We start from the raw sequence: 16805 nt of genomic DNA on the forward strand, positions 1-16805 counted from the left end.
TTAATTATTTTGAATTTTTAAGATAACGCCGTATTTTTTTATTGTATTTTCTATTGATTCCTCTGGTTTTATTGTGTTGTATTTCCCCCAAAAATCTTCATCTCCGAAAGGTCTTACTTTTTCTTCAAAAACAATTCCGGCTTTTAATTGCTCGGCTCTGGTGAATTTAACAACATTTTTATCTGTTTTATCTGTTATTGCAATTTCTGTCATAACGGTATATTTTGAATTAAAAACTTTTGCTTTCCAATTGCATTTAAATGTTACTTCTCCTCTTGCGTGAGCAAAATAGTATTTCCCGCTATCCTCTTTATATTTTACAAAGTATTTTGTTGTGACAGGAACGATTGACATAAACAAAGGTTTTTTTCTTACGAATAATCTGCTTGCTGCTTCTTTGTTTTCAAGGTTTAACTCAAATTCAGCAGCAGTTATTGCTAAAGTTTTTACGTTAACATATAATTTTCCGTTAAAAAGCGGATATTCCGGGTTTTTAACCTGAGTAAAGGCTATCACATAATTTTGTTTATCATTTATTGTTGTAATTTCATTAATTTCAAACTTATAGCTACCCATATTATCTTTATAAAAAATAATATCCGGATTTTTTGCGACATCTAACAATAATGCTGTTTTTGGGCCGCCTCTAAGTTTCATAATAATTGTGTCTTGCGATTTAACATTAGAGCTTTTTCGACCTTTATACAGTTTAACTAAATCGCTTGACAGGGGTTTGTCGTATTCGGCTTTATAAACTTCAACAACAGCCTCTGAAATTGAAACATATTTCTTTTTTTTCTTGATTGTTTCTCGGTAAAAAGCAATCATTTTATTTGGGTTATTGTTGTAGTTTTCCGGGATTTTTTTAAGAATTTCAGCAATTAATTCTTTCGGGTTATTGGGTCTTACTATTACCTCTTCAATGGGCACGGCAAAAGGCTGCATTTTTATAACAACATTGTTTTCGGATATAGTTTCGACGTTCACATACTTATTTTTATATCCGATATATTTAAAGCTCAATTGTTTTATATTCAGGCTATTGTCTATGTTTATAGTAAACTTCCCTTCGGTATTTGTTACTGTTCCTATATTTGTTCCTACAGCCGATACTGTTACGAAAACCATAGGTTTTTTTGTTTTTTTATCAATTACTTTTCCTTCAATTGTTAAAAATGAATTTGAGTTTAACCGATTTTGCCCTGAAACGACAGAGCCGGCGTAATTTAAATTGAAAATTAAAAGCATTATCGTTATTATGCTTAACTGTTTTGTAGGCATTAGATTTTTCATGATATTTTATTTTTTAAAATGAATTATTATCTGTTTTTACCTTAAGATAGTTGGGCTTCATTTTACCCTATAAAAAAACCCAATCAAAATAAAGATTGAGTTTTATCGTATGTTTATTTGAAAGCCGGTTCAACCAAAACAGCAAAAAGAACCTATTTTTATTTTTTTAGTTTTTCTTGAAGTTGTTTCAACTCTTCTAATTGAAATTCTAACTCTGTTTCCCTTGCTCTTAACTCTTCTGTTCTCCTAATTAGCTCGGTATTATCAAACCCTATTAAAAGAATTGATGCGGTTTTGCCACTTGCATTTTTAATTGCAGTAAACGTCCCTTGTATAAATAATTTTTTGTTGCCCTTGCCTATAAAAGGAAATTCGCCGCTTATATGTTCTCCCTTAAGAAGTTTGTCCCATGCTTCTTTATATTGTTCAGATGATGCAAATTCTTTTGAAATAATAATTTCGTGGTTTTTTGAAATAATTTCAGATTGTTTGTAGCCGAATATCTTGCAAAACAAATCATTAACACTAAGAATTATTCCTTTTTTATCAAATTCAGCAATAATGTTTGTTTTTTTTACACCTTCAAACCGGCTTTCTGACATTGCTTCTTTTTCTGCTATTTCCAGAGCCTTTACCATTATGTCTTCTTGTTGTTTTGCCGATTGGTCTTGTAACACTTGCATATCTTGTATTTGGAAAAATAGTTCTGTTTCTCTGGCTTTTAGTTCTTCGGTTTTAAGTACTAAGTCTGTGGTGTCGAAGCCGACAAAAAATATATTTTTTGTTTTTCTTGTTTGGTCTTTTATTACGGTAAAGGTTCCTTGTAAGAATATTTTTTGTTTGTTTTTTCCTGTAAAATTAAATGTTCCGCTGACATGTTTTCCGGATTTAAGATCTTCCCATAAAGGCGCATATTTTTTTGAACGTATAAATTGTTCATTAAAAAGGTTTGCAATTTTTGTATTTATTATCTCTTTTTTTGTAAACTTAAAAATGTATTCAAATATTTTGTTTACAGAATGAATATTTCCGTCTAAATCAATTTCAAATGTAAGGTTGGTTTGGTTAATACCCTCTAAACGGCTGGAAATTAATGCCTCTTCTTTTGCGATTTCTTCAATTTTTCGAGCAAGCTCTTTTCTTTGCTTCATTGCTGTTTCAACTGCTGACTGCAAAGTCATTTCATTTGCTTTCAACATCTCATTTGTGTTCTCAAGTATATGCTGTTTTCTTTCAGCTTCTTTGTGGGCTTTATTTATTTCGTCAATATTTTGTCTTAGTTTTTGCTCTTGTTCTTTTAGTTCTATCTCTAATTTTTTTGATTCTGACACATCTGTTGCAATTGTAAGTATATATTGTACATTTGATGCTGCATCAATAATCGGAGCATATACAACAGAAAACCAAAATTCCCTATCATTAATAACAATATGTTCGTTGCGTTGAATGTTTTCTCCGCTCATTAACAGCGACCAGAAATTTGTATATTCTTCTTCGTTTTCTGCCTGAATAAAATCTTTGTGATTTGAGCCTACGATACCTGATTCTGATACCCCGAGAAGTTCAAGTAAAGCTCTGTTTACTGAAGTAATCGTGCCGCCTGTGTTAATATCAATAACAAATGACGATGTATCAATTGCCGAAAGAATTCCTGTCATTTCTGCAGCTCTTCCGGATGCATCCTCCTGAACTTGCTGCAGTTCTTCATAATTTTGTCTCATTTCTTCTTCTTGAACTTTCATAAGTTCGGTTTGTCTTTGAGACTGTTCAAAAAGTCGGGCAGTTCTTTGATTTATTTTTGTAATAGAAAGAGACGAGGCTATGTTTTCGGATAAAGTTTCAACAAAATCAATTTCATGTTTATTTAACTTATTGAATGATGCCAGCTCAATTACACCGACAACGTCTTCCTCAACAATCATTGGGACTATTAATAAACTTCGCGGTTTTGACTCTCCCAGCCCGGATGTTATTGTTATGTATGTTTCCGGAATTTCTGTCATGTAAACGGTTTCTTTTTCAACAGCAACAGTTCCGACTAAACCCTCACCCGGGAAAATTGTTTTTTGTTTCTTTTTTTCTTGTCCGTATGCATAAGCTGCTGTTAACTCTAAGTGTTTTTCATCTTCATCATCTGAAAAAACAAACATCCCGCCCTGATTTGCATTAATAAATTTCACTAAATTTGAAATTATTGCTGTTGACATTTCTTTAATATTTCCCTGTGTTTGCCTTAAAATATCGTTGAACCTCGTTAGTCCGACATTTGTCCATGTTCTTATTTCGTCTTCTTGTTTTCTTTTTTCTTCTTCCGTACGAGAAATAATTAAGTTGTGCCTCATTTCTATTAATGCGTTTCCTAATGTGTCGCTTTCACTTAAAGGTCTGAATTCTACATCGTATTCTCCTTGTCCGATAGAAATAGCAAATCTTGTTGTTTTTTTCAGCCCTTCTACAAGGTCGCTGATTCCTTCTGAGATATTGCTAATTTCATTTTTTCCTTCGAGGCGAGGTTTTTCTTCCGGCAGAACTCCTAAACTAAGGGGTTTTATATATTCTCTTAAGCGGTTAAGAGGCAATACAATTGAGTTTGAAAATCGCCAAAACAGTATAAAGAACAATAAAGATATTGCTGTAAAGAAAAAGTATATGTTCCGTTTGGATTTTTTTTCTGTTTTTATTTTGTTTTGTGTAACGATTTGAACAAGATCATCTAAAGGTTTAAATTTTAAATTCCTTAAATCTCCTTCAAGGCCCTCCCTGTATGTTATTCCAAGCTCTTTGTTTATTTTTGTTAATGCCGTAAAATTCTTTTTAAAGGCAGACAAGGAGGCTTGAAACTTATTTTGTGAATTTGGTGTTTCCTGTTCTTCTAAAATTGTATCGTTATTTTGAGGCAGAAAAATAAGTTTTTCATATTCTTTAAGAAAAATCGTATAATATTTCTCCTCATTTGTATATAGATAATTGTCAGAATATTCAATCATTTTTAATATTCTGTTTTTATTTGAAGGGCTTGCGTATTTATATGTTTTTTCTCCTGATGATTTTAAATCTCCTGTGATTCCTGTTGTATATGAACCTTTTTTATATATTTTTTCTGTTAAATCATTAAATGTAATAAGATAATTTTGGTGTATAATTTTAATTTCATTTAGTAAATCAACGAGCTTTAATTCTTTTGAAATAGGGTCTTTTGACAAATCAACTATTAACTCCGTAATAGCCGAAGATGTTTTTTTTAATTTCTTTATATATGTATTTTCTCCTGTAATAAAGAAGTTTGGGTCTTCACTGTGCCTTACAAGAAAATGTTGTTCAAACCTTCTCATATTTATATAGTGAATTTTAAGTTGGTCTATGTTTTCGTTGTATCTGTTATAGTTATTGACCTTATTAAACGTATATAAAAAAAACAGGATAATAAAAAGAATTAAAGAAACAACAGATATTATAATAAAATTAAACCGAGACCTGATACTAAAGTTTTGAAAAATATTCATTTGAAAATTATAATTAAAACTTATCTAAAGATTTAGTTGATTTGAACAAAGGTAAGAAAAAAAGTAAAAATTTATGAAATCTTTTTACTTTCTTACCTTTCGGATTAATAAAAGTTGCTAATTTCGTGAATATTATGCTTTATCCCTTAAAATTTAAACCGATATTTAAAGAAAAAGTTTGGGGCGGAAACAGGCTCCAAACAGTTTTAAACAAAAACATTACTTCCGGCAAAACTGGTGAAAGTTGGGAGATTTCAGGCTTGAGGAATAATGTTTCTGTTGTTTCGGAAGGAAAATACTCAGGAAAAAGTATTCAAGAACTTATAGATAAACATAAATCCAATTTTTTGGGAAAAAAGATTTACGAAAAATTCGGTAATGTTTTTCCCTTGCTTATAAAATTTATTGATGCTTTCGATGACTTATCCGTACAAGTTCATCCCGACGATAAATTTGCAGAACAACAACATAATGAAACCGGTAAAAACGAGATGTGGTATATATTAGACACAATGCCGAACTCTGAGCTTATATTGGGAGTAAAAAAAACAGTTACAAAAGATGAATATATTAAAATTACAAAAGAGAAAATTTTTTCTGATTTGTTAAATTCTGTTACTGTTAATGCCGGGGATGCTTTTTATATTCCGGCAGGCAGAATACATGCAATTATGAAAGGAGTCTTGTTGGCAGAAATTCAACAAAGTTCGGATTTAACCTATCGAATTTATGATTGGGACAGAAAAGGTTTAAGCGGGAAATACAGAGATTTACACAATGAACTTGCAGCAGAAGTTGTAGAACTTCAAGCTAAAAAAAACTATTTTCTTGAATATAAAAAAAACGATGCTTTTGCACAACTAACATCCTGTGAGCAGTTTACTGTTAACCGCTTGAAATTACTTACCCCGCAGATTAAAAACTATTCGAGCAAAGGCAGTTTTGTTGTTTTAATGTGTGTTTCCGGAACACTGTCTGTAATACACAAAAACATAAAATATTTTATCAGAAAAGGGGAAACGATTTTAATCCCTGCAATTATTTTAGCTGAAACGGAACTTGTCTCTGAAAAAAAGGCAGAGGTCTTAGAAATTTATATATAACGCCACAAAATTACATGCCAAAAAAAATCAAAGCCTCGTTTTTTAATTTTTCAATTGCAATTTCAACCGGTTTTTTTTCAAAATCATTATAAGTTTCAATTAATGCACGCGTAAAATCGCCGGCCCCGGCACCTTTTTCCATTTTCGTTGCGGTTAAGTTTACAAGTCTTGAAACTTGCTCTTTTGCATTTACAATTGTTTGCCAAGATTCATCTGTAATATAAAGCTGTTGAGAAAGGTTGTGGTTAAACTCCTTTCTTACAGTTCCCAGCATTAATATTTGCATTTGAATCGCAGTAATATTAGGTTTTTGCAACCTTAAAGCCATTGCATCAGGCTTAATTCTTTCAAGTAAAAGAATAATTCTTTCGTATGCCTGTAGCCTCACAGGTGTTATTAACTTATTGTTTGACCGAATTGTTTCAAACCTATTTTTATTTTTTTCTTTATCCGAAAAATGTTTTAAAATCAAAAGAACGGCAATTAACAATACTATTAACGGCAGAATATATTTTGCAATTTCTAAAAGGTCGTTCATTATCTTTTTATTTTTGTTTTGAAAAAATTAATATTTAAAACACAAATTTAGATATTTTATTTTAGGAATAGTTAAATAATTACAACATAACAAACAGACAGTTATATATTATTTTTAAAATTAACAAAAAACAGTTATTTTCGTTGCAAAATTATTACTAATTCAAAACATTATCAACATGAAAGAAGTATATATTATATCTGCGGTCAGAACACCAATAGGAAGTTTCGGCGGAGCACTGGCAAGTGTTTCGGCAACCCGGTTAGGAGCAACCGCAATTAAGGGTGCTATAAAAAAAGCCGGAATTGATGTCAAAATTATTGATGAGGTTTTTATGGGGAATGTAATTTCAGCAAATCTCGGACAAGCACCTGCACGCCAAGCAGCTTTATATGCCGGCATCTCAAATAGTGTGCCTTGTACGACTATCAATAAGGTTTGTTCATCCGGAATGAAATCTGTCATGATTGCCGCACAAACAATTATGCTGGGCGATAATGATGTTGTTATTGCAGGAGGAATGGAAAATATGTCAAATATTCCGCACTATGTTCCGGGAATAAGAACAGGAATAAAGCTAGGCGACGGGAAATTAGTTGACGGAATGGTAAAAGACGGTCTATGGGATGTTTACAATAATTACCACATGGGAAGTGCTGCCGAATTATGTGCAAAAGAAATGAATTTTAGCAGAGAAGAACAAGACAGATACGCAATACAGTCTTATAAACGTTCAGCAGCGGCAACAGAAGCCGGAAAGTTTAAAGGTGAAATAGTTCCCGTTGAAATTAAAACCAGAAGAGGAGATGTTATTGTTGACACAGATGAAGAATTTACCAATGTTAAATTTGAAAAAATTTCGACCTTAAGACCGGTGTTTCAAAAAGACGGAACCGTTACCGCAGCAAACGCATCAACAATTAATGATGGTGCGGCAGCAATAGTGCTTATGAGCAAAGAAAAGGCAGAAGAGCTCGGAATAAAGCCGATTGCAAAGTTAACAGGCTACGGAGATGCTGCACAAGAACCTGAATGGTTTACTACAGCCCCGGGAAAAGCAATTCCGAAAGCAATAAAAAAAGCAGGGCTAAATGCAGAAGATATTGATTATTACGAAATTAATGAAGCTTTTTCTGTTGTTGCTCTCGCAGGAATTAAAGAATTAAATCTTGATGAAAGTAAAGTTAATGTTAACGGCGGAGGTGTATCATTGGGACATCCGCTCGGTGCATCCGGAACAAGAATTATTGTTACATTACTAAGTGTATTAGGGCAAAACAATGCTAAATACGGTGTTGCCGGATTATGTAACGGTGGCGGCGGAGCGTCTGCAGTAGTTGTAGAAATGTTGTGACTTTTATATGTCGGAGGATAATTAACGAAACAGCAAAAAAGCCTTGTTAAAACTAACAAGGCTTTTTTGCTCCTCCTCTAGGACTTGAACCTAGGACCTGCGGATTAACAGTCCGACGCTCTAACCAACTGAGCTAAGGAGGAATGTTTTTATTTTTACTAAATCGGTTGGCAAAAGTAATACTTTTTTTAAAAAAACAAATATATTTGTGAAAAATTTAATAAATTTTAAAAAAGAATAAATGAGCCTAACAGTTGTAGGAACAGTTGCGTTTGATGCAATTGAAACACCTTTCGGAAAAACAAATAAAATAATCGGCGGAGCAGGAACATATATTGCTTTGTCTGCATCATATTTTGAAAAAAACGTAAACATTATATCTGTTGTCGGGGAAGATTTTCCTCAAGAGTATTTAGATATGCTTAACACACACAGGATAAATACAGACGGAATTCAGATAAAAAAAGGAGAGAAGACTTTCTTTTGGTCAGGAAAGTACCAAGATAATATGAATGTAAGAGATACCTTAGTAACAGAACTTAATTCATTAGCAAAATTTAATCCGATTGTTCCGAGCAACTACCAGAATACAAAATATTTAATGCTCGGAAACTTAACACCTGTGATTCAGAGGCAGGTTGTTGAGAGAATTAAAAGCAGACCGAAATTAATTGTAATGGACACAATGAATTTTTGGATGGATACAATGCTTGAAGAGTTAAAAAAAACAATAGCATTAGTAGATGTGTTATCAATTAACGACGAGGAAGCACAACAGCTTTCCGGAGAGCACTCTTTAGTAAAAGCAGCAGCAAAAATCCATAATATGGGACCGAAGTATGTAATTATAAAAAAGGGTGCTCACGGTGCCTTATTATTCGGAGAAGAAAAAGTTTTCAATGCACCGGCACTGCCTTTGGAATTTGTTTTTGACCCTACGGGAGCAGGAGACACTTTTGCCGGCGGGTTTATCGGGTATTTAGCAAAAACAGACGACATTTCATTTGAAAACATGAAAAATGCGGTCATTGCAGGTTCGGTTATGGCTTCTTTTAATGTTGAAAAATTCGGAACAGAAAGAATTCAGGAACTTAATGAAAAAGAAATAAATAACAGGGTAGAACGGTTTATAAATCTTGTAAGCTTTGATATGAAAGCGATTTAATAGTTGTGACACTACACATTTTACCGGACAGTGCCAAAATTAAAGGTTACAGCGAACCATTCGATTTTTACCTTTTATATCTTTAAATATTTTAATGCTTTTAAATCCGGACTTTTCTAACATATTTTTAATTTTGCCTCCGAATTGCTCGTTTATCTCAAAGTATAGCCTTCCAGAACTTCTCAAATTTTGTTTTGCAAATTTTACAATTGCTTTGTAAAAAACCAAAGGATTGTTATTTTCTACAAATAATGCAGACCCCGGTTCATAGTTTAATACATTTTTTCCCATGTGAGCCTTTTCGGAGTTTAAAACATAAGGAGGATTACTTACAATGATATCAAACCGATTTACTTCTCCCAAACTGTTAGGATTAAGTATATCTGCCTGAATAAAAGAAACGTGTGCGTTGTTTTCAGAAGCATTACTTTTTGCTGTTTTTAGTGCTTTTTCGCAGATGTCTATAGCATAAACATTTGCACCTGAGAGGTTTTTTGCAAGAGAAACAGCAATGCAACCACTTCCGGTTCCGATATCTAACACCAGCAAACCCTCCATTTGTTCGGTTTCAGAGATAATTAAATTTACCAGCTCCTCTGTTTCCGGACGAGGAATAAGAACATATTCTGTCAAATTAATCTTTAAATCGAAAAAAAAAGTGAATCCGACAATATATTGCAAGGGCTCAAATTTTTTTAAACGATTGATTATATTTTGCAACTTGCTTTCTCCTTCATCAGAAAAAATATAGCCCCTGTTTAACAACATATCAACAGAAGATAAACAGAAAACATCTTCGAGGATGATTCGGGTAAAACTTATAAGTTCATTTTTCGGGTAATAATCACATAATTCCTTTTGAATATATATCTTTGCTTCTGTTATTGTCATGATATAAAAAAGCAAAGATAAAAAAATGCAGATAAATCAAGATGAAATATTTATGCAACGATGCTTGCAATTGGCAAAAAAAGGATTTGGCAATACTTATCCCAATCCCATGGTTGGCTCTGTGATTGTTTATAACGGACAACTAATAGGAGAGGGTTATCATAAAAAGTGCGGAGAAAGCCATGCTGAGGTAAATGCAATAAATTCTGTTAAGAACAAAGAGCTGCTGAAAAGCTCAACACTTTATGTTAATTTAGAGCCGTGTGCACACAAAGGAAGAACTCCTGCATGTTCTCGGCTAATTACAGAAAAAAAAATCCCGAAAGTTGTAATCGGTTGTACAGACAGTTTTGAAATGGTTTCCGGAAAAGGAGTCGAAATGTTAAAAAAAGCAGGAGTTGATGTTTCTGTCGGAATCCTTGAAAAAGAGGCGAGAGAACTTAATTCTCGGTTTTTTACATATCATGAGAAAAAAAGACCCTATATCATTTTAAAGTGGGCAAAAACGGTTGACGGATTTATTGATTTTGAAAGAAAGGCTGAAACTCCGATTCAACCAAACTGGATAACGGATGAATTTGCTCGAATAAAAGTTCACAAATGGAGGGCAGAAGAGCAAGCAATTATGGTTGCCACAAATACTGCCGAAAAAGACAACCCAAAACTAAATGTTCGAGATTGGTCAGGAAATCAGCCCGTAAGAATTGTTCTTGACAGAACTCTCAGGTTAAAAGAAAATCTGTTTTTGTTTGACCGAACACAAAAAACAATTGTTTTTACCGAAAAAACCAAAAAAGGAACGGATAACCTTAGTTACGTTCAAATTTCTTTTGATAACAACTTTTACGACAACTTGTTTCGTGAGATGTATAATAACAGTATCCAATCTTTATTTGTTGAGGGAGGAGCCAAATTTATTCAAGACTTAATTGACAGAAGCTTTTGGGATGAGGCAAGAGTATTTATCGGGAATGCAAAATTTTTTAACGGTGTAAAATCTCCGGAAATAAAAAACCAGCCGAGAAATACTGAAAACATAGGCAACAGCAAGCTGGTGCTATATAAAAACTGCGGGGTTTAAAGTTTTAAAAAGCCACATAAGTTTGCTTTAATGCTGTTAACCGCTATATGTTTTAGGGGAGTTTCTAAAACTTCTTTTTTGATAGCATAAACCTATATTGACTTTTATCCTTGTTTATGTAACCCATTATTTGAGAATCGAAGTCTTCCTTTTCTCCGTTTAATATTTCAACTTCAATGGGGCAACAGAACAGATTCTCTTTAATTTCTTTATCCCCAATCGAAATGTTTTTTATTTTTCCTGCATCTTTTTCTGTCGTAAGAATAATTTTGTTCTCGGTCTTTAACGAACGGTATTTTTCTGCAATAAGAACCAAGTCTTTTTCTGTATATTTATGGTGGTCTTTGAACGGTATATGAACTAAGCTATCTGCTGTTTTATTGCAATATTCCAATAAGGGTTTGAAATTTCCTATTCCGGAAACCAAAACTGCGGAATATTTTTTTTCTTTAATAATATCTGTATTTATTTCAGATACGGAATTGTTAAATACAGGAAGTAATTCAGAATACTTTAGTGTTGAAAAATAAAGAGATTGATAGGCCCTCAATTCAAGGTTTGTTGCCATTATTCGCATATCAATCGGTTTAATGTCTGGCGGGGCCTTTGTAACCAAAACAATATCTGCCCTGTGTTTTTCTTTTGAACTGTCCCTTAGCCTTCCGTAGGGTAAGAAAAAATCCTCAAAAAAAGGCTGGGTATAATCAATCAATAAAATTGACAGCCCGGGCTTAACATATCTGTGTTGAAATGCGTCGTCTAAGATAATTACGTCAATATCCGGATTTAGTTGTTGAATATTGCTTATTCCCCGAACTCTTTTTTCGTCAACAGCAATAACTGTTTTCGGAAATTTTTGCTTTATTTGATAAGGCTCGTCCCCAATTTCTTCAACGGTAGATTTTGAGGTTGCTAAAAAAAAGCCCTTTGTTTTTCGTTTATAACCCCTGCTCAATACTGCAACATTGTATTTCTCTTGCAGTATTCTTATAATATATTCGGTTGTAGGTGTTTTTCCGGTACCTCCGACGGTAATATTTCCGACGGAGATTACCGGGATTTCAAATTCTTGTGATTTTAGGATGTTAAAGTCAAATAACGTATTTCTTATGTTTACTGCGAAGCCGTAAATTAATGAAAGCGGATACAATAATATGACTTTTAAAAACTTCATTTATTCAATATTTACAAAATACGGCATTCTTGCTTGAATTCCTTGAATTTTTACAACATCTTTCAAATATTTATAATACACATAAGAGTTTCCGAGCTCCTCCTCAACAAAAGATGATTTTGCATCAGTTAAGATACCCTCAATAATCATCGTCAATTTATCTTTTTCCGGAAAAGTTTTAATTCCGTATTCAGTAAGCCCTGCTTTTTTTGCAGCTAAATCAATTGTTGTTTGTAGTCCTCCGAGAACATCAACTAATCCGATTTCCTTAGCATCAACACCGCTCCAAACTCTTCCTTGTCCTATTTCATCAATCTGTTCTGTTGTCATATTTCTGCCTTCTGCCACATGAGTAATAAAGGTTGAATATACATCTTCTACTGTTGATTGAATAACCCCTCTTTCAAAAGCACTCATTTTTCGTGCCGGACTTCCGAAATCTGAATATTTATTTGTATTTACGGCATTGATATTTATTCCTACATCGTTCATTAACTCTTTCGTATTGAATAACAACCCGAAAACTCCGATTGAACCGGTTATCGTATTGGGCTGAGCAACAATTGTATCTGCCATGCATGCAATATAATACCCTCCTGATGCAGCAACATCTCCCATTGAAACATAAAAAGGTTTTTCCTTTTGTGCAAGAACTGTTTCTCTCCAAATTACCTCTGATGCAAGGGAACTTCCTCCGGGAGAATTAATTCTTAAAACAATTGCTTTAACGCTTGAGTCTTGTCTTGCCTCACGTATTGCTTTAGATAAAGTTTCGGAACCAATTTCCTTTTCTGTTCCTAACCCGCTGATAATTGAACCTTGTGCATAGATTATTGCAATGTTTTCTTCTGCAGGATTAAGTATTTTTTGTATGTCTTTTTCTGATGACAAATAATTAATTGCGGACACTAATTGAAGTTTGTCATTTCCCGAAAGCTTTTTTAATTCTTCTAACACCTCATCTTTATACTTTAAAGCATCTACAAAGTTTAAATTTTTTGAAGACTTATCGTTTCGGATTAAAATACTGTCAGCATAAGTATTTAAACGTTCAACAGAAATGTCTCTTTCTTCACTTATGCCTTTTAGTATTGTATTCCAAATAGAACCGATATATTTTAATGTCTGTTCTTTATTTGCGTCACTAATTTCATCTAACATAAACGGTTCAACCGCACTTTTAAATTTCCCGTGCCTGATAATTTCCGGTTCAATACCGAGTTTTTCCAACATTGATTTGAAAAACATAATTTGTGCACTGAGTCCGGTAAATTGGATAATTCCTTCCGGAGTAAGATATACTTTATCTGCCACGCTTGCTAAATAATAAGATTTGTGAGTATAGTATTCTGCATGAGCAATAATAAACTTTCCTGAATTTTTAAAATCTTTTAGTGCATTTCTTATTTCTTCAACAGATGCCATTCCTACTTGAAGGATTGATAAATCTAAATAAATTCCTTTTATTCTGTCGTCTTCCTTTGCGTTTTCAATTGCTTCCGTCACACTTCTGAGGCTTAGTGTTTTTTCAAGTTCAAAGGTGGAGAAGTTCGGTTTTGCGGAAGAACGGTCGGCAACAGCATTTTTAAAATCTAAATGTAATATTGAGTTTTCCTCAATTGTAAGCTCTTCTCCGGAAAGAGAACCTATTGAAGAAATCATACCGACAATAATTATTAGGTTTACAATAACAATAAACACGAGAACTAAAAAAGTTCCGAGCATACTGGCTAAAACATGGTTAAAAAAGCCTTTCATTTGTTCAAATTTTAATTAATAACACAATTAATTTATAATACTACAAAGATAAACGCTTTATTATCCAAATAAAAATTATAAAGAATGAGTAAGTTCGTTAATAACAGCTATGTATTAAAAATTAACGGTAGTTTGTAAAATTGCCCTTTTTCGGTTATTAAGAAACCGGTTTAAAGGTCCATGTAAAATAAAATTCAGAAACAATTTCGCCTTCGGAGGTCTTACCTGTTGATTTAGCTTCAACAGCTATACCTTCTCCGGTTTTTATACTTTTTTCAACCGCATTTTTTATATTAAGACCGTCTTCACAAGTGAAGAAAACTCTTGATTTAGCTTTTTTAGTAAAATCTGCACGCATATTAAACACAAGCATTGAAACTCTGGGGTTTCGTTTATGAACATGTGACAATGCTAAAACACCTGTTGAAAGTTCTGCTGCCATTGCCTGTGAAGCAAAATATATAGATTTGAAAGGATTTTGTGTGAAGAATTTAAAAGGCACACTTACAACTGCCTTTTTCTCAGTAATTTCTGTAACTTTTAAACCCGAAAAAAATGCAGAAGGTAAACTCTTCAACATAAACAATTTGAACTTGAAATTATTTCTTACAGTTTGCCTGAATTGTTCTGATTTGTCCATTTTAAAAATTTAAATTCGGTAAAACATAATTATAAATAGCAATGAAATGTGCAAAACTGCCTCCTATTACAAATAAATGCCAAATTCCGTGCGAAAAGGGAATCTTTTTGGACAGATAGAAAAACACACCGACAATATATACAATACCGCCTATTCCAAGCCATATCAGACCTGCTGTTGACAAAGAATCAAAAAGTGGTCTTATTGCAATCAGCATAACAAGCCCCATTGCAATATAAGCATAAGCCGAGATTACTCGGAATTTCTTTTTATACCAAAATATTTTAAATAAAATGCCGATTGCGGCTAAACCCCATTGAACGCCGAAGATACTCCAGCCCCAACCACCTTGCAAGGCAACGATTGTAAAGGGGGTATAGGTTCCTGCTATTAACACATAAATTGCGGAATGATCAAATTTATTTAGTTTCGCTTTTATTTTTACATTTTTAGCTGCATGATATAATGTTGAGGCTAAATATAACACAACTAAACTTGCCCCGAATATTGCAGCACTGACAACCGATATCGCAGATCCGTATATTGCAGAACGAACAATCATCAGAACTAATGCCGTTATACTTAAACCTAAGCCGATTAAGTGGGTTGTGCAATTTATAATTTCGTTAGTTTTAATATTTGCTTTTAATGTCATTTTTCTAATCTTATGTGCTTATTTTTCAAACCATTTATTTTTTACCAATGATTGAATAATTTTTAAACTTCTGTGTCCGAAAACAGGATGTTCCTGCATTGACAATTCCGTTGCTTGTTTTATGGCAACTTTTGAAGCCGGTTGTCCGGTTTCTTTTGCTTCTTTCAGCACCGATAAAGTTGTTTGATATACACCATGTTTCCATTTATTGGTCAGATGTCTTTCAAAATATTCATCATTATTAACATAACCGTATTGTTCATTCGCACAATTTACAATCCCCATTCTGTTATTCAGAAAATCAGGGACATATAAAATGCCTTTGTCAGAAAGTGCTTTATCGTCTCTGTCGTGTTCTTCTAATTGATTATTGGCAGCCCCGCAAATAATTTTTGCTTTTATTTTCGAAATTGTTTTATCATTTATGATGGCTCCGGTTGCACAAGGAGCCAAAATATCACAATTTTCAAATAGAATTGAGTTGTCATCTTTTGAAACTAATCTTGCATCCAAATTTTTTCCTGCAAATTTTTCTTTGACAGAGTTTACAACATCAGAATTTATATCAACAGCAATAACTTTTGAAACCTTCTTGTTAAATAGGTGATTAATAAGTGGCGCTGCAACATGTCCCATACCTTGAACGGCAACTGTTTTACCTTCTAATGTTTCACCTTTAAAAGCCAATGCTGCTTCCATTCCTCTTAATACTCCTCTTGAAGTGGGCTCAGAAGGATTTCCGCTACCGCCAACATTTTCTGAAACACAAGTGGTAAAACGGGTTGTTTTATAGATATTTCCCATATCTTCTACACTTGTTCCTACATCTTCTGCCGTAACATAGCAACCTTTAATGCTTGTGAGCAATTTTCCGTATTCGGTATAAATATATTCACGGTATTCCGGATTATTTTTATCAATATCCGGATTATGAACCATAACACCTTTTCCGCCGCCCCACCAAAGTCCGGCAAGTGCATTTTTATGTGTCATCCCTTTTCCGAGTCTCATTCCGTCTCTTAAATAATCTTCAAGATTATCGTATTGCCAAAAACGAACACCTCCGGCAGCTTGTCCTCTTTTTGTTCTGTGAACAAATGCGCCTTGCAAAACATCATATTTATCAGGCAATTGAAAAAACATGCCTTCGTGTTCCTCAAAATCACGCATATCATTATTTATAAAATCAGCTAAGAAATTTAATTCTTTATGCGAACTTTCAACTTTTTCAGTATTCTGATTATATACCAAATGAAAACGGTTTATGTTGTTTCTTTTTAGTGTTTTGATGAAGTTGGGGATGCTTTGGTTTTTCATTTTTAGAATTTTTAAAGAATATTTTTCACAAAAATACATTTGTTTTTAAACTTAAAAAATGAGCAAACAATAAAAAATTATTTTATCATTCGCTCATTTTATTATTTATCCATTAAGAATCAATGTCGTTTAGTTAAGGATTAATCATAACTGTGTAAAAATAAGAAAAATATAATAAAAAGTTCTTTGAAATTTTGCTTTTTAAAAATAGTATTTATTTTTACGGTATATATAGGGGGTAAGTGTAATCCCGAAGAAAACCAAAAAGAAGACTATCGAATAATATTAACAAAAAATATTGATTATGAGCTTAATGAAGAAAAGTTCCACAGC

Annotated in this window: 13 protein-coding genes and 1 tRNA gene; 4 read left to right on the top strand and 10 right to left on the bottom strand. The window is 33.0% G+C overall.

The window, feature by feature from the left end:
• Positions 1-1293, bottom strand: coding sequence for a carboxypeptidase-like regulatory domain-containing protein (locus L3J35_06775; GenBank protein ID MCF6365893.1), 1293 nt, complete (start codon positions 1291-1293; stop codon positions 1-3).
• 158 nt (positions 1294-1451) lie between these two features.
• Positions 1452-4625, bottom strand: coding sequence for a PAS domain S-box protein (locus L3J35_06780; protein MCF6365894.1), 3174 nt, complete (start codon positions 4623-4625; stop codon positions 1452-1454).
• Between the two features lie 305 nt (positions 4626-4930).
• Between L3J35_06780 and L3J35_06785 the strand changes: the two genes are divergently transcribed.
• Complete coding sequence (locus L3J35_06785) at positions 4931-5899, top strand: class I mannose-6-phosphate isomerase (protein ID MCF6365895.1); 969 nt, start codon at positions 4931-4933, stop codon at positions 5897-5899.
• Positions 5900-5909: 10 nt separating this feature from the next.
• On the opposite strand, the gene L3J35_06790 is transcribed toward L3J35_06785, so the two are convergent.
• Positions 5910-6437, bottom strand: coding sequence for a hypothetical protein (locus L3J35_06790; protein MCF6365896.1), 528 nt, complete (start codon positions 6435-6437; stop codon positions 5910-5912).
• A gap of 178 nt (positions 6438-6615) precedes the next feature.
• On the opposite strand from L3J35_06790, the gene L3J35_06795 reads away from it, so the two are divergent.
• Positions 6616-7791 carry an acetyl-CoA C-acyltransferase gene (locus tag L3J35_06795; protein MCF6365897.1) on the top strand — a complete coding sequence of 392 codons (1176 nt, stop codon included), beginning with the start codon at positions 6616-6618 and terminating at the stop codon, positions 7789-7791.
• Positions 7792-7860: 69 nt separating this feature from the next.
• Here the strand turns inward: L3J35_06795 and L3J35_06800 are convergent.
• Positions 7861-7934 (bottom strand) — tRNA-Asn (locus L3J35_06800).
• 98 nt (positions 7935-8032) lie between these two features.
• On the opposite strand from L3J35_06800, the gene L3J35_06805 reads away from it, so the two are divergent.
• The gene (locus L3J35_06805) at positions 8033-8956 is read left to right on the top strand and encodes a PfkB family carbohydrate kinase (protein ID MCF6365898.1); all 924 of its coding nucleotides are present in this window, start codon (positions 8033-8035) and stop codon (positions 8954-8956) included.
• 39 nt (positions 8957-8995) lie between these two features.
• On the opposite strand, the gene prmC is transcribed toward L3J35_06805, so the two are convergent.
• On the bottom strand, positions 8996-9847 hold the full coding sequence (gene prmC, locus L3J35_06810; GenBank protein ID MCF6365899.1) for a peptide chain release factor N(5)-glutamine methyltransferase: 852 nt from the start codon (positions 9845-9847) through the stop codon (positions 8996-8998).
• Positions 9848-9872: 25 nt separating this feature from the next.
• Here prmC and ribD point away from each other — a divergent pair, with 25 nt between their 5' ends.
• Positions 9873-10928, top strand: coding sequence for a bifunctional diaminohydroxyphosphoribosylaminopyrimidine deaminase/5-amino-6-(5-phosphoribosylamino)uracil reductase RibD (ribD, locus tag L3J35_06815; protein ID MCF6365900.1), 1056 nt, complete (start codon positions 9873-9875; stop codon positions 10926-10928).
• Between the two features lie 64 nt (positions 10929-10992).
• Here ribD and lpxK read toward each other — a convergent pair whose 3' ends face one another.
• The 5 genes from lpxK to L3J35_06840 form a co-directional block, all read right to left on the bottom strand.
• Positions 10993-12102: a tetraacyldisaccharide 4'-kinase gene (lpxK, locus tag L3J35_06820; protein MCF6365901.1), complete on the bottom strand. Its 1110-nt coding sequence runs from the start codon at positions 12100-12102 to the stop codon at positions 10993-10995.
• The gene (gene sppA / locus L3J35_06825) at positions 12103-13860 is read right to left on the bottom strand and encodes a signal peptide peptidase SppA (GenBank protein ID MCF6365902.1); all 1758 of its coding nucleotides are present in this window, start codon (positions 13858-13860) and stop codon (positions 12103-12105) included.
• Between the two features lie 157 nt (positions 13861-14017).
• Complete coding sequence (locus tag L3J35_06830; GenBank protein ID MCF6365903.1) at positions 14018-14500, bottom strand: DUF4442 domain-containing protein; 483 nt, start codon at positions 14498-14500, stop codon at positions 14018-14020.
• Between the two features lies 1 nt (position 14501).
• A complete protein-coding gene (locus tag L3J35_06835; GenBank protein ID MCF6365904.1) occupies positions 14502-15155 on the bottom strand; it encodes a hemolysin III family protein in 654 nt (217 codons plus the stop codon).
• Positions 15156-15173: 18 nt separating this feature from the next.
• Positions 15174-16472: a leucine dehydrogenase gene (locus L3J35_06840; protein MCF6365905.1), complete on the bottom strand. Its 1299-nt coding sequence runs from the start codon at positions 16470-16472 to the stop codon at positions 15174-15176.
• Positions 16473-16805 lie beyond the last annotated feature (333 nt).

This window comes from Bacteroidales bacterium (assembly GCA_021648725.1).
In the GTDB taxonomy this organism is placed as follows: Bacteria; Bacteroidota; Bacteroidia; order Bacteroidales; family JAADGE01; genus JAADGE01.

What these genes read in the sequence shown, in the direction of transcription:
- ribD (MCF6365900.1), top strand. Translation starts at nt 9,873, where the DNA reads ATGCAGATAAATCAAGATGAAATATTTATGCAACGATGCTTGCAATTG.
- L3J35_06785 (MCF6365895.1), top strand. Translation starts at nt 4,931, where the DNA reads ATGCTTTATCCCTTAAAATTTAAACCGATATTTAAAGAAAAAGTTTGG.
- lpxK (MCF6365901.1), bottom strand. Translation starts at nt 12,102, where the DNA reads ATGAAGTTTTTAAAAGTCATATTATTGTATCCGCTTTCATTAATTTAC.
- L3J35_06835 (MCF6365904.1), bottom strand. Translation starts at nt 15,155, where the DNA reads ATGACATTAAAAGCAAATATTAAAACTAACGAAATTATAAATTGCACA.
- L3J35_06805 (MCF6365898.1), top strand. Translation starts at nt 8,033, where the DNA reads ATGAGCCTAACAGTTGTAGGAACAGTTGCGTTTGATGCAATTGAAACA.
- prmC (MCF6365899.1), bottom strand. Translation starts at nt 9,847, where the DNA reads ATGACAATAACAGAAGCAAAGATATATATTCAAAAGGAATTATGTGAT.
- L3J35_06775 (MCF6365893.1), bottom strand. Translation starts at nt 1,293, where the DNA reads ATGAAAAATCTAATGCCTACAAAACAGTTAAGCATAATAACGATAATG.
- L3J35_06795 (MCF6365897.1), top strand. Translation starts at nt 6,616, where the DNA reads ATGAAAGAAGTATATATTATATCTGCGGTCAGAACACCAATAGGAAGT.
- L3J35_06790 (MCF6365896.1), bottom strand. Translation starts at nt 6,437, where the DNA reads ATGAACGACCTTTTAGAAATTGCAAAATATATTCTGCCGTTAATAGTA.
- L3J35_06840 (MCF6365905.1), bottom strand. Translation starts at nt 16,472, where the DNA reads ATGAAAAACCAAAGCATCCCCAACTTCATCAAAACACTAAAAAGAAAC.
- sppA (MCF6365902.1), bottom strand. Translation starts at nt 13,860, where the DNA reads ATGAAAGGCTTTTTTAACCATGTTTTAGCCAGTATGCTCGGAACTTTT.
- L3J35_06830 (MCF6365903.1), bottom strand. Translation starts at nt 14,500, where the DNA reads ATGGACAAATCAGAACAATTCAGGCAAACTGTAAGAAATAATTTCAAG.
- L3J35_06780 (MCF6365894.1), bottom strand. Translation starts at nt 4,625, where the DNA reads ATGAGAAGGTTTGAACAACATTTTCTTGTAAGGCACAGTGAAGACCCA.